Source organism: Kribbella sp. (assembly GCF_035687465.1).
Classification (GTDB): domain Bacteria; phylum Actinomycetota; class Actinomycetes; order Propionibacteriales; family Kribbellaceae; genus Kribbella.
This window is the reverse complement of record NZ_DASRXP010000031.1, coordinates 1-15,969: the sequence shown is the minus strand read 5'-3', so window position 1 is coordinate 15,969 and position 15,969 is coordinate 1. Positions and strand designations below refer to the sequence as shown.

Below are 15,969 nucleotides of genomic sequence, written 5' to 3'. Positions count from 1 at the left end.
CAGCAGAGAACTCCCGCGACTAGAGGTTGCCTCCAGGTTAGTTCGGGGCCGCGAGCGATCAACGCGAAGATCAGAGTGCGGACCGCCTCACTGGGGCGGCGCCTTCAGGCGGTCGAGGATGCGTTGCTCGAACTGTGCCTGGGTGGTGTCGACGTGCTGGACCATCGCGGTCCCGGCCTTGTCCGCATCACCCGCCGCGATCGCCTCCGCGATGTGCACATGCTGCTGGGCCGCGACCTCGAGCGACCCCGGCAGGCTGCCCGCGAACAGCAGCCGGTCGGACTGTTCCTTGAAGTCGCGCAACGAACTCACAGCCGCCTGGAGGAAGACGTTGCCGGACGCCTCCGCCACGGCGTCGTGGAACTCCCGGTCGTGGACCCGGAACTGTGCTTGATCGGCAGCGGCTGTCACCGATGCGTCCGCTGCCGCGCGGATCGCCTGGACCTGCGCCGGCCGGGCGAGGTTCGAGGCGAGCCGCGCGGACTCGGCCTCGACGAGCCGGCGGTGATCGAACAGCATCGCGACGTGAGCCAGGTCGGTCGGTTTGAAGTAGCCGACCTGGCTGTCCGCCTGCGGGTTGGAGGGCACGGACACATAGATGCCCGCACCCTTCCGTACTGCGACCCGCCCGACCGCCGCGAGGATCTTGATCGCCTCCCGCGTCACCGAGCGGCCGGTACCGAGGATCTCGGCCAGGCCCTTCTCGGTCGGCAGCCGATCGCCAGGCTGGAGTCCCTGCTCGGCGATGTACGCCAGCAGTCGCTCCGCGACCATCTCGTAGCCCGGCCGGTAGGTCTCGTTCATCTCAGAAGCCACCATAGATCTGTAGTTCGTAGATGCTGCCGCCGTTCCAGTTGGAGTCGGTGACGGTCAGCCGGACGTATCTTGCCGAAACCGGAGTGGTCCGGATCGACGGGTTGCGCCGCACGCTGGTGGCGACAGTGGTCCGATCGTCGAAGACCTGCCACTGGCTACCGTCCAGCGAGTACTCGAGACGGTACTTGTAACCGCGGTCCAACTCGAAGTTCGTCACGATGCTCTTCACCGGTGTCGGTGCCCCGAGGTCGACCTGCAGCCAGGACGGGTCGGGGAGTCCGAGTCCCTGCGCCCACCGGGTCGACAGGTTGCCGTCGACCGCGAGCGAACCGACGTTCGGATCGGAGTACGAGGAGACCGTGACGGGTTTGCCGACCGCGATGCCGGCCTCGGCTGGGGTGGTCACCGAGGTCGCGGGGCTCGGTGGCGAGGCGTTGAGATTCACGTCACGCGCCACGACCGTGTAGCTGTGGGTGGAAGCAGCCGCCAGGTTGTCGATCCGCAAGGCGGTGAGTGGAGTCGTGGCGATCGGCTGGCCGTCCTGATAGACGACATAGCTCGTCACGCCCGTGTTGTCGGTGCCGCTCGGCCAGCTGAGGTCGATCGTCGTCGGGAGCAGGATGTTCGCGGTCGGCTGCGGTAGCGCTGCGGGCGGTTGCGAGTCGTCGACCGGTACTGCGGCCTTCCCGTAGGCCTCGATCTCGTAGATGCTCCCGCCGTTGAAGTTGGAGCCGGTGATCGTCAGCCGCAGGTATCTGCCGCGCACGGAACCGGGCACCGAGGCGTAGTTGTCGGACTGCGTCGTCGCAGTACCGGTGTGATCCTCGAACGTGGTCCAGTCGCTGCCGTCCGGCGAGACCTCCAGCTTGTAGCGGTACCCGCTCGACAGCTCGAAGGTGGTGATCACCCCGGTCAGGTCGTACTGCGCGCCGAGGTCCACCTGCAACCACGAGGGATCGGGGAGACCGAGTCCCTGGGCCCACCGGGTCGAGAGCTTGCCGTCGACCGCGAGCGATGGGAGGTTCGGCTCGGAGTACGACGACGCCGTGACACTCTTGCCCAGGGCAAGGTCGTTCCCCGCGGGCATCGTGACGGTCGTCGCCGTGGTCCGGTGGGATTCGTTGCCCACGGCATCGCGAGCCGAGATGGTGAAGGCATAGCTCTGGCCCGGAGTGAGCCCGGTGACCCGCGCGGCCGGATCCTTGGAAGCGCTGACCAGCAACCCATTCGCGTAGACCGAGTAACCGGTGACCCCGACGGCGTCGGTGGAAGCAGGCCAGGTCAGGTCGGCGATGGTCGGGAAGCTGGTCCGCACGGTCGCCTTGCCCGGTGTCGTCGGCGCGACCCGATCCGTCGGTGCCGGCTGCGGGTCGAGATACCGGTACGCCGGTTGCAGGCCGGCGTTGTTGACGATGGAGGCGGGGAGTTGCTCGCAGCCCTGGACCAGGGTGTTGTTCGCGATCGTGGAGTCCGTGCTGTTCGCCTGGGTCAGGTAGACGGGCTGGGTGGTGAAGTTGCGCTGGGCTTCGATGTTCATGCCGTGGTTGAGGAACAGCCAGCGGGCCTGGACGTTGCAGAGCGCGTTCTGAGTGGTGGTGAAGCCCCGGCTGCCCTCGTCGTGGTAGATCGCGCCATAGGCCGGGGCGGGGGTGTCCTTGATGTAGTTGCCGGACACAACGCTGTCGGGCTGCATGCTGAGCGTGTAGATCGCGCCGCCGTCGGCCTGGTTCTTCATGATGTCGCTGATCGCGTTGTCACGGATGATGTTGTTCTTGGCCGTCGTCGGGGTGTCGTAGATCGGCACACCGGAGTTGCCCGGGTAGTTCGTGTCGCCGCCCTCGTCGGTCAGGCCCCAGCCCCAGCCGACCGAGATCCCGCTGTAGGGCAGGTCGTAGATCTTGTTGTGCTCGATCACGGTGTGCTCGGTGTAACCGGCCAGAATCGCCAGCGAACCGCTGTAGTCGGCCGCTGCCTTGGTCACCACGTTGTTGCTCACCAGGGTGTTCTTGGTGATCGCGCGGGCGTCGTCGGGGTGGTGGTCGATGACGTCGGTGCCGCCGACCTGGATCCCGGTGGCGGCCACGTCGCGAACGATGTTGCCGCGGATCGTGGTGTCCTGCGAGCCGGTGTTCAGGTTCAGTCCGACGGCACCCAGGTGGGTGAAGGTATTGCCGGTGAAGGAGATGTTCCGGCTGTAGCCGACGTTCACCGCGCCGGGCGTCTTCAGCCAGGTCAGCCGGGTCTCGTCGAAGTCGGGATGGCCGGTGCCGACGATCCGGAACCCGGCCTGTCCCTCGACCAAGCCGTCGTCACTGCTCGGGGCGAGCCAGGTCGAGTAGGAGAACGTGATCCCGCTGAAGCTGATGTCGTGCACGGGGTCGGTGATGGTGCCGGTCAAGTTCACCAGGTCCTGAACCAGCGGGATCGTCGCGGTGTCGAGGTTCTGCCCCGGCTTGGGCTTGTAGTAGAGGTCGCCGGTGCTCTTGTCGAGGTACCACTCGCCGGGGGCGTCGAGCAGTTCGTACGCGTTCTCGAGCCAGGTCGGGTTCTGGATCTCCTGGCCCTCGTGCAGGTTCGCGTTGTAGAAACACGGCTGCTGCATCGTCACCGTCGTACCGACAGCCGATTGGACCGGGCAGCGGTAGTGCATCCAGCCCCAGCGGCTGTTCACCTCGATGTCGCCCTGGTTCTTCCAGGTGACCATGCTCTGGGTGGTGTCGGTGTAGCCGGTGGCGGTCTTGGAGAAACCGGGCGGGTTCTCCGGTCCGCGGGCGCGCTGCTGGCGCTCGCCGCCGACGTAGAACTGGCGGAAGTCGACCGCGCCGACGTGGGCCTTGTAGATGCCGCGTGCCGCATCTGAGACCTGCCAACCGGTGACCGTGCGGCCGCCGTCCATCACCACCTTGGTGCCGGGCAGGGCCTGGTAGATCACCTTGTGGCCGTTGCGTCCGGAGTCCTGACTGGTCAGCTCGAACGTGTCGGTCAGGCGGTAGTCGCCGGGCAGCAGTACTACGCGGATGTCGGCGCGCTGGTTCTTCGTCAGCTTGCGGACCTGGTTCCGCGCCTGGTCGAGCGCGGTGAACGGACGGGCCAGAGTGCCGGATCCCGCCGCTTTCGCGGAGGACGATGGGGCGACGTACAGGGTGGTTGGCCCGGCGGCCTGGGCGGGGGCAGCAAGGAGGGTGGTTGGAACGAGCAGACCGGCCAGTACTGCGAGCAGCTGGCGGGTGGTGAATGGCATCGGCGGGCCAATCGATCGGAATGAATCTGAACTATTCGGTCACAGAGTGGCACGTTTGAGCGTCCTGCGGAAGATAAACCTGATCTATTTCTCCTGTCAGACTGATCCCGAGGCGATGACAACCGATCCCTTGGGCGTCCCGTATTCATCGGTGACGGGACGAGTGAGGGGAAACGGATGGCACGAAGAACGCGGGACGAGGAGTTCAGTGAGTACGTCGTGCAGCGGCGTACCCAGCTGCGGCGCATCGCGTACCTGCTCTGCGGTGACGTGCACAAGGCCGAGGACCTGGTCCAGACGGCCCTGATGAAGCTGTACCTCGCCTGGCCGCGCGTTCAGCGGGCCGGGAACGTCGATGCGTATGCGCGGCGGATCCTGGTGAACTCCGGCATCGACGAGAGCCGGCGTCCGTGGCGTCGCGAGGATCCCGGTCTGGAGGGGCTCGATCGGACCCTCGCGGAGGGCACCGCGATCGAGGACCATACGGCGCTGATGGACGCCCTGGCCTCCCTGCCGCTCGGGCAACGCCAGGTAGTGGTCCTGCGACATTTCCTCGGCATGTCCGTCGAGGAGACGGCAACGGACCTGCAGTGCAGCACCGGCACGGTGAAAAGCCAGAGCTCGCGCGCCTTGGCGCGCCTCAACGACTTGTTGGCTCCGCAGTTCGGGGCAGTAGGAGGAACGGACCGATGATCGACGAAAAGTCTTTGCAGGAACGCCTCACGGCGCTCGCGGCCCAGCAGGACGACCTGTTGCCCAGGGCACTCGACGACGACCTGGCCGCCGGTCGGCGCCGGCTCCGGCGCCGAAACGTGCTGGCCGGTGGCGGTGCCATCGGCGCAGTGGCGGCAGTCACCGTCCTCGGAGTCGGGGTGGCGGGCTGGATGTCGCCGAGCGCAGGCCCGACGGTGGAGGTGCCACCGGTGGCCGGCCAGTCCACTGCCGTGAACACCGAAGAGCCGGGAAGCGACGCGCCGGGGCCGGGCACCACCGGCGACGTCCCGGTGCCGGCGGACCAGGGGCCACCCGTGCCGGCGGCGGACGCGACCTTCAACCGGAACCTGACCGCCGCGATGTACGCACACCTCGATCCGGGCAAGGTGCATCTGGACTTCGGCTCCGGCGGCTTCACCGTCGACCGGCAGCCAGGCGCCCGGAGCGGGGGCAACCGGATCGGCTGGCGGATGCCGGGCCAGATGGGAGCCGAGGGGTACGTCGCCTTGTCGGTGCAGCCGGCCACCAGGACGCCCAGACCCTGTGGATCCACGTCCGAGCCGAGGCTGACCTGTCACTCGGTCACCTTGCCGAACGGCCGGACCGCGCAGCTCGGCCGGGCAGGCGATGCCGCGGTCGTCCTCTACCGTCAGCCGGATGGCGAGTGGATCAACGTCTCGGTGAGCACCCTGTTCGGCAACAACACCGAGATCCCGGTGCACGATCTGGGGATCACCGACCAGCAGTTGCTGGCTCTGGTCCAGGACAACCGGCTCAACCTGCCATCGCCGACCGACGACGAGCAGGCCAAGGAGAACGCGATGAAGGGCTTCAAGCCGTCCACGCAGGCCGTCCGCCAGGCGGTAGGCCGGGCCCTGAAGGGCGGAACGGTGACCTACACCTCCGCCGAGTCCGTCCCTGAGCAGCTTTCCGTTCTCCTGAAGTGGACCAAGGGTTCGCTCATGGAGACTGTCGAGGCGGGTGTCGACTCGTCCGCCACCGTCAGTCCCTGCAAGGACCAGATCGGGATCACCTGTCAGCAGGTCACGCTGCCTGATGGCCGGAAAGTGATGTACGGCGAGGGACTCGGGCAGTTCCCGGGCGGCCGGCGGTACGTCCGAGGTGTCACGTTCCTCCAGCCGGATGGTGACTCTTCCTTCGCCCGCGTCCTGTTCCCCGGAAAGGTCGCTCAGCCGGGTGGCATCACCAAGGCTCAGCTCATCACCCTGGCCACGGACACCACGCTCGACAAGTAGCAGGACGACGGCGGGTTCGACCAGGGCGCCCTGGTCGAACCCGCCGTCTCATGGCGCGGCGTTCAGCAGGTCGAGGGCGCTGTGCTGGCGGGCGGCGTCGAGTTTGTCGATCGGGCCGTACCAGCGCAGGCCGTACTGGTCCATCGCCGTCCGGTCTGCCGCGAAGGCCCGGTCGGCCTGCCTTTGCAGATAACCCGTGTACGGATGGTCCGACAGCGCGGTGTTCAGTTTGCCGAGGCCGCGGACGTGAGCGCCCTTGAAAGACGGGCCGTCACCGCCGCAGTCGCCGGACTCGCAGGGCTCCCGCAGGATTCCGTCCGCGGTGTTCAGGCTGGACGAGGTCGTCGCCGCGTCCGCGATCTGCCGGGCCGTGGTCAGGTAGGAGCTGTTGTTGGTTGCCTTCGACAACTCGGTGAGTGCCCCGAGCAACACTCCCTGGTTGTAGGTCCACGCGGTGTCGCCGTTGTTCTTGCAGGTGGACAGGTTGATGCCGTCGTTCACCAGGTGCGAGCTGTTGATCATCCCGGTCTGCTGGAACCAGGTCCAGCCGTTCTGCGCCCGCTGCAAATAGGTGGTGTCGCCCGCGATCCGGTTGTGCAGGGCCGCGCTGAGCTGGATGTAGAGCGAGTTCGAGATCGCGTTCTTGTAGGTCTTCGCCTGGCTCCACCAGACGCCACCGCCGCAGGTGTTGTCCCAGTACGCCGCCATGTGGTCAGCGTCGGCTCTCGCGGTCTGTAGGTAGCGGGACTCGCCGGTCAGGTCGTACGCGGCGACCCAGGCGAGACCCCACCAGCCGGTGTCGTCGATGTAGTCGTTGCGGAACTGGCCCTGCTGGGCGTTGAGGTTCAGGTCGTAGGTGCGGGCGATCGCGTAGCGGTAGCTGCCCATCCCGGTGACCCGGGCGTTGTCGATGATCGCGTTCAGTGCGTTCGCGGAGTTCCACCACCCGGTGGTGTCGAACAACCCGGTCGAGTAGTTGTAGAACTGCATCTGCGCGGTGGCGGCCGCGGTCCGCCGGTCTCCGGCGTTCCACGTCGTGCGCGCCCACGCAGTACAGGCGATGTCGGGGCGGTCGCCGGCCTTGCCGCAGGCGCGGAGTGCGCCGACGCCGTGGTTGTTCCAGTCGTCGACGTTGTACATCAGGGTGCGCCAGCCTGACTGACCCGCGGGGATCGCGGCGTTGCCGAGGCGGCTGCCCGATGCCCAGCTGCGGCCGCCGTCGAAGGAGCGGTCCAGCCAGACCTCGTCACCGGGGTTGCCGTTCTCGATCGAGGCCCAGCCCATCGCGTCGGTGTCGTCGAAACGCAGTCGCAGGGTCCGGCCGAAGATCGTCGCCGACACCGGGGAACGGTCGCCGGGGGACAGCGCCGGGTCGCGGGCGTCGCAGTACTTGTTGCAAATGGTCGCCTGGGTCTCCATGGTCACCGCCGGAGTACTGGGAGGAGGAGGTGGAGCCCCGAGTGGGGCGGACAGCGTGGTCACGAGGGCTGCGGAAACGAGGGCGGCGATCATCGGGATCTCCCCTGGGGCGGTAGGAAGAGAAACGTTTCCAAGCGACCGTACGGCGCGGTCCGTGACGGGGTCAACACGTCAGGTGAGCGAGGAAGGGGGAAAACGCCGGGCAAGCTAACTATTGACCCGGTTTGTGCATCGTCTTAGCGTGCGGCCCGTGCCGCAGCTGCCGCTGAGAGATCTGGGGAGAGCTGGATGACTGTCCGCCTGAGCATCCGTCGACCGACGGCCCAGGTGCTCGCGCTGGTCCTGACCTGTGGCGTTGCCGGACTGTTCGCCGCGGTCGTGCCTGGACCAGCCTCGGCGATCGGCGGACCGAGCGACGTGCACACCTATCTGGAGGATCCGGCCAGGGTCGCCGAGGGACAGGTCGCACCCCACACCAGGCTCTGGCCGTACGCCGATGACGCGTCCGCCGTCCGCGCAGGTGATTCGCCGTACGTCCGGTCCCTCGACGGTCCGTGGCTGTTCAAGCTGGTGGACAAACCGTCCGCGGTGCCGCCGGGGTACCAGGCGCCGGGGTTCGACACCGCCGGCTGGTCGACCGTGCAGGTGCCGCACACCTGGCAGAGCGACTTCCTCGACCATCCGATGTTCCGGAACATCCCGGAGGAGGTCTGGCCCGACGCGCCGCCGAAGGTGCCGCGGGACGTCAACCCGACCGGCGCCTATCTGAAGTCGTTCACCATCCCCGCGGGTGAGGCGAGCCGACGGCAGCTGATCCGTTTCGAGGGAGTCACCAGCGGCTACTTCGTCTGGGTCAACGGCAAGTACGCCGGGTATGACCAGGGCGGCTACAGTCCGGCCGAGTTCGACGTCACCAAGCTGGTGAAGTCCGGGCGGAACACCCTTGCCGTCCAGGTGCATCGCTGGGGCTCCGGGTCCTATCTGGAGGACTACGACCAGTGGCGGTACGCCGGGATCTTCCGCGACGTCTATTCGTACTCGGTGCCGCAGGCAAGGATCCAGGATGCCTACATAACAACGGATCTCGATGTGTCCTACCAGGATGCGACGCTTGCCGTCGACACCGAACTCGCCGGCATCGACGGGACGTACTCGGTTGCGGCAACGCTGCGAGATCCACAGGGCCGGACCGTCACCACGCTGACGGGCACGACCGAGTCGTCTGCGCTGAAGCTCACCGGAGTGGTCCGGGATCCGGCGCTTTGGTCCGACGAGACGCCCACGCTCTACAGTCTGGTCCTCGCCCTCACCGCTCCGAACGGCAAGGTTGTGCATCGGACCAGCCAGCGGGTCGGGTTCCGCGAGCTCGAGGTCAAGGACAAACAGGTCCTGTTGAACGGCAAACGCATCCTCTTCCGTGGGGTGAACCGGGCCGAGACGGATCCGGGGACCGGGCGGCACGTCACCCGCGAGGCGATGGAGAAGGACGTGAAGCTGATGAAACAGTTGCACGTCAACGCGGTCCGGACCTCGCATTACGAGAGTGATCCGTACTGGTACGAGCTCGCTGATCGCTACGGCCTGCTGATCGACGACGAGGTCGATATCGAAACGCATGCCCACGAGGCATGCCCGTCGGCCTGCCTCGCAGACAAGCCGGAATGGCAGGCGGCGTACCACGATCGCTTCGAGGCAATGGTGGAGCGGGACAAGAACCATCCGAGCGTCGTGTTCTGGGACACCGGCAACGAAGCCGGACTCGGTGCCGCCCACTACGCGATGGCCGAGTGGGCGGACGCCAACGAGCCCACCCGTCTGCTCTACCACCAGTCGAACAGTCCCGACGGCGATGCGCCGTACGCGGATGTCGCGGGACCTCGCTATCCCACGCCGGCGGCTCTGGAGAACAAGGCGAAGACGTTCACCAAGCCGATCGTGATGGGTGAGTATGCGCACGCTATGGGCAACGGTCTGGGCAATTTCGACCAGTTCTGGGCGCTGGCCCGCAAGTACCCGTCGATGCAGGGTGGGTTCATCTGGGACTGGGCCGAGCAGAACCTCGAGCAGCCGCTGATCACCACACCCGACGCGTCGCCACAGGGTGTGCAGGCCTTCTTCGTCGGCAAACCGGGGTTGGCCGCAGGGCATCAGGGCAGGGCGGTCGAGCTGTCCAGCCTGGACGACTTCGTCGATGTGTTCCGTGATCCCGCACTCGATGTCGCGGGCGCGCTCACTCTCGACGCCTGGGTGAAGCCGGCGAGTTGGACGGGGTCGCTGCCGATCCTCACCAAGGGTCAGCAGTACGCGCTGCAACAGCCGAACGCTTCCACGCTCGAATTCCGCGTCACCCTGAACGGCCAACAGAAGGCGGTCACTGCCACGGTCCCACCTGACTGGCTGAACACCTGGCATCGCGTCACCGGCACGTACGACGGATCCTCGCTGACCCTGTACGTCGACGGCCGGCAGGCGGCGCAATCCGCAGCCACTGGCGTGATCGAGCCGGGCGTCTGGGAGGTGAACGTGGGCCGCAACGCGCAGACGCAGCAGGACCAGACGAGGAGCCGCCTTGCTCACGGCGCTTTCGACCAGGTCAGGATCTTGCCTCGGGCAATCACTGCCGACGAGCTCGCGGACGGAGTGGAGACCAAGCAGGAAGCGGTGCTCGCGCTCGACTTCGACGAGACCGCCGACGCCGGCCGGTTCCCGAGTCTGGGCATCAGCGTCTCGGGCACTGATGGCCTGGTCGGGACCGACCGGTACCTCCAGCCGGAGACGGCGGAGTTGGCGTGGGCGCAGTCGCCCCTGCGGTTCTCTTCGTCGAGTCCTGGGATCGTCACCGTGCTGAACGAGCAGCAGTTCGCTCCGCTCACCTTCGACCTAAGGTGGTCAGTCAAGGAAGCCGGCAAGGTGCTCCGGGAGGGCACGATGCCGCTGACTCTCGCGCCAGGTAGTCAGCGCACGCTGCATTTGCCCGTCGCGATCGCCAATCCTCGCTCGCTCGAGCGGTTCCTCGATCTGGATGCCGCGAGCCCCGGCGGGTTGCTGCAGCGGGATCAGTTCCTGCTGGGCGGCACTGTGGTGGATGGTGTCGGTCGGGTGCTGGGGAAGCCGGCGGTGGCGGTCGACGCTCAGAAGATCGTTGTCTCTGGTAATGAGTTCCGCTACACCTTCTTCGGTGGAGAGCTGACCTCACTGGTTGCGCGTGGCAAGGAGCTGTTGAAGCGCGGACCCGAGCTGGACGTCTGGCGGCCACCTACCTCGAACGAGACCTACGACTGGGGCACTGCGGATCGTCAAGTATGGAACGCGATCGGGCTCGATCGGCTGCAGACGACGTTCGGTGCGACCCAGGTCTCGACTCTTCCCGACGGGCGGATCCAGGTGGTGGTTCCGAGCGTCGCGGCGGCTCCCGGCCATGCTGACGAGTTGTCGTTCTCCCAAACGATGACGTACACCGTCGACGCCGCAGGAACGATCACCCTTGCGCACCAGGTGACACCGAGGGGCAGCAAACTGACCACCTTGCCCTACCTACCGCGAGTCGGCTTCTCTCTCCAGGTACCAGATTCGTTGAGCCGCTTCGCGTACTACGGACGCGGGCCCGAGGAGAGCTACAACGACCGGGCTTCCGGGACCCGGATCGACGTCTTCCGAAGCAGCGTGGAGGAGCAGTACGTGCGGTACTCCCGGCCGCAGGCGTACGGGAACCACACGGACACGCGCTGGACGAGTCTGTCGGATTCACGCAACGGACTACTTGTCGCCGCCTCGCCGGGAGACTCGGTCGACGTCAGCGTTACGCAGTACGACCGGCTGGATCGGGCGGAGTACGACTTCCAGTTGCCCCTGGTTCGCAACGACGGTTGGGTGACGCTTCATGTGGAGGACGCCGAGACGGGGATGGGGGAGACCCCGAACGGCGTCCAACCGCCGTACCGGATCGAACCGACCCAACCCCACTCGTACGCCGTCACGCTGCGCCCACTCTCATCGCCCGAAGCTGCAACTGGCACCCCGGGGAGCTAGCCGGCGGTGGCGAGGAGGGATACGAGGATCAGGACCGCCAGCAGGGCGGTGACGGTGATCGTGACGGCTCGGCCGCGGGCTTTCCGTCGCATCAGGTCAGTCGGGGCGAGGCGGACCGAGCAGGGATCGAAGACGAAGGCGTCCAGTGGGGGCCCGCCGGCGGGGTTCTCGTCGATCGCGGCGGCCTCGGCGATCGCAGCCTTCGGGTGCTGGACTCCCATCACGCGGAGCTGGAGCTCGGCGACTCCGACTGGCAGATGTTCTGCGCGAACCAGGGCCCAGGCGGCCCGTGCCTCGGGAGAGAGGCTGCTGAGCGCCTGGTCGAGGGCGAGATCGTCCGCGGCCCCCGAATCCGGGAACAGCCGGATTCCCCAGACCTGCGGCAACAACCGCACCGGAGTACGGCCGTGGGCCTGTTTGACCGCGCCCTGCACCACGCGGCGCCGGACGAAGTCACCGGCGTCGGTCTCACCGGCCAGTTGCCGTTCGAGTCGCCGCTGAGTCGATGCCGATCCCACCCCAGACGCCGGCAGCGCACGCTGAACGACGCCGTGCGCAGCCAGGATCCGCCGGTGCCGCCCGAGCGACGGCGGCAGGATCAGGTAGGCGAGCCGCACCAGCGCGGAGTACTGCGTCAGCAGCGCCGACTCGACATCGGCCGGGCTGACCGTGGTCACGCGCTCGGGCAGAATCTGGATGTCGTACATGACGGGCTCGCTGCTCCTCGGACCGGACCGAACTTCCACCGACGTTCAACGAGCGACGCCCCCCCTCGGTCACACGGCCACCGGATCGTCCGGGCGGCGTCACTGGGTGTAGTGGCGGTTATCCTCGGGCTCGTGAGCAGCACAAGTGAGACTGACGGGGTCCAGCCCAGCGCCGATGCGGTCACCGGCCAGTGGGACGGGGTCGATGTGAACTTCGGCGAGGAAGGCGGCCGGCTCACGTACGGCAGCTACCTGCGGCTGGGACAGCTGCTCGACCAGCAGAGGCTGGAGTCGGACCCGCCCGCGCACGACGAACTGCTGTTCATCACCATCCACCAGGTCTACGAGCTCTGGTTCAAGCAGGTGCTGCACGAGATGACAGCATCCCGGGATGCGATGCTGACCGGCCAGCTCTGGCTGGCGCAGCACCTGCTCCGCCGGGTACACACCATCGAGCGCACGCTGACCCAGCAGGTCGACATCCTCGAGACGATGACTCCGCAGGACTTCGGGGAGTTCCGGCATCGGTTGTCGCCGGCAAGCGGGTTCCAGTCGGTGCAGTTCCGGGAGATCGAGTTCCTGTCGGGCGCGAAGGATCCGTCGTTCGTGAAGCGGTTCCGGGGGCTGAGCGAGGCGGAGAAGCTCCGGATCGAGCAGCGCTTGTCAGAGCCGACTCTGTGGGATGCCTATCTGGTGGTGCTCGAGGAGGCAGGCTTCTCCACCGCTTCCGAGGACGACATCCGGAAGGCGCTGCAGACGGTGGCGGGCGACCGCAGCCAGTACGGCGCGGCCTGGGAACTGGCGGAGGCGCTGCTGCAGCACGACGAGCTCGCGGCTGCCTGGCGAGCCCGCCATGTGGTGATGGTCGAGCGCATGATCGGCACCAAACCAGGCACCGGCGGCTCCTCCGGCGCCGGCTACCTCCGCAGCCGCCTCGAACTCCGCTACTACCCCCTCCTCTGGAACCTCCGCACCAGCCTCTGAACGGCGTTGGCGAGGGGCGTTCACCACGCCACGGGTAGCGGGGTTGGACCCCACCGGTCGGCGACAAGCCGCACGGTGGGTGCTGCTACTCGTCGATCGGACGGTTGAGGGTGTCGAGGAGTCGGGTGAGGACGGCCTCGGGGTTCTGGGTCCAGTCGGTGGTGAGGACGTGATGGACCCGCCAGCCGGTGGTCGTGAGGGCTCTCGGGTGGGTGGTCAGGCGCTCGAGCAACGAATCGGACGCCAGCCGCGCAGGAGTGTCAACCAGCACAGCCAACCGATGCCCGCTGTCCCCAGGCAGCCGCACCGCCAGATCGCACCGGAACACCGACTCACCCACCGAGCTCTCCACCACCACCCCAAGCCCCCGCAACCCCTCAGCAACCTGCTCCACCACCGCAGCCCTCACCCCACCCGACCGAACAACTGCTGCGTTGGCTGATACCACTCCGCTTTCCCTTTGGGCGGCGGGGAGGTCGCCTCGGGAGATGGCGTTGGCGTAGGTGAGGAAGCGGCGGAGGGTGTTGGCGCCGTCGTTGTAGGTGTTGGTGATCGCGTCCGGCTCGATGCTCGCGACCACCACCATGTGACGACGAGCGCGGCTGAAGATCACGTTCAGCCGCTTCTCACCACCAGCCGTGTTGATCGGGCCGAAGTTCATCAGCATCCGCCCGTCCGGCCCGGCCGCGTAGCAGACGCTCATGATCACGATGTCGCGTTCGTCGCCCTGCACGTTCTCCAGGTTCTTCACGAACAGCCCGGCGTCCTGCTCATCCCGGGTCCGGACCTGCTCGGCCTCGTACCGCGCGCCGAACTCCGGATCCGCCTCTCCCAGTTCGTCCAGCGCCCGTTCGATCTCGCCCTGCTGTGCCTCGGAGAATGCGACGACGCCGATACTCCGGCCGGTCTCGCGACCGAGCAGTTCCCGGACCAGCCCGGCGATCCACCTCGCCTCGGCGGGATTGGTACGCCGTACGTAGACCCCGTCGACCAGCCGCACCGACGTGATGCTGCCCGCCAGCACGCTGTCGCAGACCTCGCCGATCGCGGGGGAGTCGGAGCGCAACGTCCACGGCGGCGCGGTGTGCGCGGGGAGCCGGTCCGGGATCGTCGCCAGCCGTCCCTGGTAGAACGCCGCGTTGCTGAACGAGATCAACGCCTCCGACCGGCTGCGGTAGTGCCAGGTCAACATGGTCGACGCCAGCCGCAGCGCGCTGATCGCCAGGAAACTGTCGTCCGTCAGCGCGATCCCGACCTGCTCGGCCTCGGCATCGGCGGCGACCTCGTCGTCCAGCTCGACGCGCTGGACCCGGAAGTACTGCGTCGGCGGCAACTGCATCTGGTCACCGACCACGATCACCTGCGGCGCCCGGTGCAGCGCCGGAATCGCCTCCTCGACCGGGATCTGACTGGCCTCGTCATAGATCACCACATCGAAGCTCGTTGTCAAAGGCAACGTATCCGACACCGACGACGGACTCATCAGCCAGATCGGCCGCAGCCGCGACACCACCTCGCCGCGCGCGCCCGAGGCGAGGTCGCGGATCGACTTGTAGCGCATCACCTTGCCGAACTCGTGCTCCAGTTCGCGCCGCCCCGCGCTGAAGTTCTTCTTCCGCGCGCGATCCTCCGACGACATCCCGGTGACGCTCGCCTCGGAATGCGCGAGCTCACCCAGGAACCGCCGGCGAACTCCCGCGACGACTACCTCCGCGTTGAGCGTCGTCAGTTCGTCGTACACCAGACTCAGCTCGCCGACGATCGAGTCCAGCCGCGCGGACGTGAGCTGCAACGGCGCCGCTACCCGTGAACGCTCCCAGTGCAACGAACAAACGGCGTACTCGAGCTGCTCCGGTGTCGCCTCCATTCGCCGTACGGCGGTCTGAACCGGCGAAGGCGCTTCGTTGAGCTCACGCATCGCAGGGATCAACCGCTGGATCGCCGGAACCAATCCAGGCGACGACAACGCCTCAGTGATCCCCAGTACTCCGCTCAGCGGGAGATCTGGTTCCAGCAGGAACCCCTGATTCGAACTCTCGGCCTCGTCGAGCGCGGCCGCAACCTTGGCGAAGGCGACCGCGGCCCCGGCATCCGCCACGACGGCGGCACACCAGTCCACGAGCGCAGGGTCTTGCGCGAACTGCTGAATCCGTCGCACGAGCCCGACCGGATCGTCCGTCCCCCAGACGCGCCCAACCTCCTCCGCGCTGAGTTTCACCGCGGCGGAGGCATCGTGCGCGGCGACCAAGGTGGTCAGGATCTCGGTCACCGACGGCCGAACCGCTCGGTCGGAGGTGTCGAAGCGCGACCTGACCAGTGCCTTCACTCTTCGCCAATCGCCGCTCAGGAAAGCGAGCAGACCGCCTTCCTTGCCTTGCGCAACAGTCAGCGCGGACCGGCCGTCGGCAGCCGACAGCGGCTCCGACCACCCGGCGGCGACCTCCCAGGCTGCTCCCTCGGCGGCGACCAAGGTTTGATGCGCCGCGGCGGCAACCTGCAGCCGATGAGCGGCGGGTGAGCTGGTGTCGATCGCAGCACCGAGACCCCGCTCTGCCAAGGGGCGGAGCGTCACGCCGAGCTCGCCGAGCCTGCGGATCTCTGCCAACCTGTCGACCTCGCCAGCGGAGGCGCTGCCGAGCGCGTCGGCCACGGCAGTCCATTTGTCGCGCAGCTTGGCCGCGCGAACCTGGATCTCCGCGTCCGCAGCCGGAGCGGACCAGATCCCCGGGGCGACGAAAGCGAGCGGACTGCGCGCCAGCAGACCGCCACTCGCCGGACCCGCCTCGGCCCGCGTCTCCGCCAC

The 15,969-nt window shown here is 67.3% G+C and carries 9 protein-coding genes; 4 read left to right on the top strand and 5 right to left on the bottom strand.

Features of this window, described 5'->3' with window-relative positions:
* Positions 1-87 precede the first annotated feature (87 nt).
* Positions 88-804 carry a FadR/GntR family transcriptional regulator gene (locus VFG33_RS01475; protein WP_325021515.1) on the bottom strand — a complete coding sequence of 239 codons (717 nt, stop codon included), beginning with the start codon at positions 802-804 and terminating at the stop codon, positions 88-90.
* Position 805: 1 nt separating this feature from the next.
* Positions 806-4,057: a discoidin domain-containing protein gene (locus VFG33_RS01470; RefSeq protein WP_325021513.1), complete on the bottom strand. Its 3,252-nt coding sequence runs from the start codon at positions 4,055-4,057 to the stop codon at positions 806-808.
* A gap of 177 nt (positions 4,058-4,234) precedes the next feature.
* Here VFG33_RS01470 and VFG33_RS01465 point away from each other — a divergent pair, with 177 nt between their 5' ends.
* On the top strand, positions 4,235-4,750 hold the full coding sequence (locus VFG33_RS01465; RefSeq protein ID WP_325021511.1) for a SigE family RNA polymerase sigma factor: 516 nt from the start codon (positions 4,235-4,237) through the stop codon (positions 4,748-4,750).
* Entirely contained in the window at positions 4,747-6,027 is a 1,281-nt protein-coding gene (locus VFG33_RS01460; protein ID WP_325021509.1) for a hypothetical protein, read from the top strand. Before VFG33_RS01465 ends, VFG33_RS01460 begins: the two co-directional genes overlap by 4 nt.
* 48 nt (positions 6,028-6,075) lie before the next feature.
* Here VFG33_RS01460 and VFG33_RS01455 read toward each other — a convergent pair whose 3' ends face one another.
* Positions 6,076-7,539, bottom strand: coding sequence for a glycoside hydrolase family 76 protein (locus VFG33_RS01455; protein WP_325021507.1), 1,464 nt, complete (start codon positions 7,537-7,539; stop codon positions 6,076-6,078).
* A 195-nt stretch (positions 7,540-7,734) separates the two neighbouring features.
* Between VFG33_RS01455 and VFG33_RS01450 the strand changes: the two genes are divergently transcribed.
* Entirely contained in the window at positions 7,735-11,475 is a 3,741-nt protein-coding gene (locus VFG33_RS01450) for a glycoside hydrolase family 2 TIM barrel-domain containing protein (RefSeq protein ID WP_325021505.1), read from the top strand.
* Here the strand turns inward: VFG33_RS01450 and VFG33_RS01445 are convergent.
* On the bottom strand, positions 11,472-12,182 hold the full coding sequence (locus VFG33_RS01445; protein ID WP_325021503.1) for a hypothetical protein: 711 nt from the start codon (positions 12,180-12,182) through the stop codon (positions 11,472-11,474). The genes VFG33_RS01450 and VFG33_RS01445 overlap by 4 nt on opposite strands.
* A gap of 132 nt (positions 12,183-12,314) precedes the next feature.
* Between VFG33_RS01445 and VFG33_RS01440 the strand changes: the two genes are divergently transcribed.
* Positions 12,315-13,166 (top strand): tryptophan 2,3-dioxygenase, encoded by an 852-nt coding sequence (locus VFG33_RS01440; RefSeq protein WP_325021500.1) that lies wholly within the window; start codon positions 12,315-12,317, stop codon positions 13,164-13,166.
* 85 nt (positions 13,167-13,251) lie between these two features.
* Here the strand turns inward: VFG33_RS01440 and VFG33_RS01435 are convergent.
* A partial coding sequence (locus VFG33_RS01435) for an AAA domain-containing protein (RefSeq protein WP_325021498.1) occupies positions 13,252-15,969 on the bottom strand: 2,718 nt, incomplete at its 5' end.

Coding starts and splice junctions, on each gene's coding strand:
- VFG33_RS01475 (WP_325021515.1), bottom strand. CDS start 804: ATGAACGAGACCTACCGGCCGGGCTACGAGATGGTCGCGGAGCGACTG.
- VFG33_RS01470 (WP_325021513.1), bottom strand. CDS start 4,057: ATGCCATTCACCACCCGCCAGCTGCTCGCAGTACTGGCCGGTCTGCTC.
- VFG33_RS01465 (WP_325021511.1), top strand. CDS start 4,235: ATGGCACGAAGAACGCGGGACGAGGAGTTCAGTGAGTACGTCGTGCAG.
- VFG33_RS01460 (WP_325021509.1), top strand. CDS start 4,747: ATGATCGACGAAAAGTCTTTGCAGGAACGCCTCACGGCGCTCGCGGCC.
- VFG33_RS01455 (WP_325021507.1), bottom strand. CDS start 7,539: ATGATCGCCGCCCTCGTTTCCGCAGCCCTCGTGACCACGCTGTCCGCC.
- VFG33_RS01450 (WP_325021505.1), top strand. CDS start 7,735: ATGACTGTCCGCCTGAGCATCCGTCGACCGACGGCCCAGGTGCTCGCG.
- VFG33_RS01445 (WP_325021503.1), bottom strand. CDS start 12,182: ATGTACGACATCCAGATTCTGCCCGAGCGCGTGACCACGGTCAGCCCG.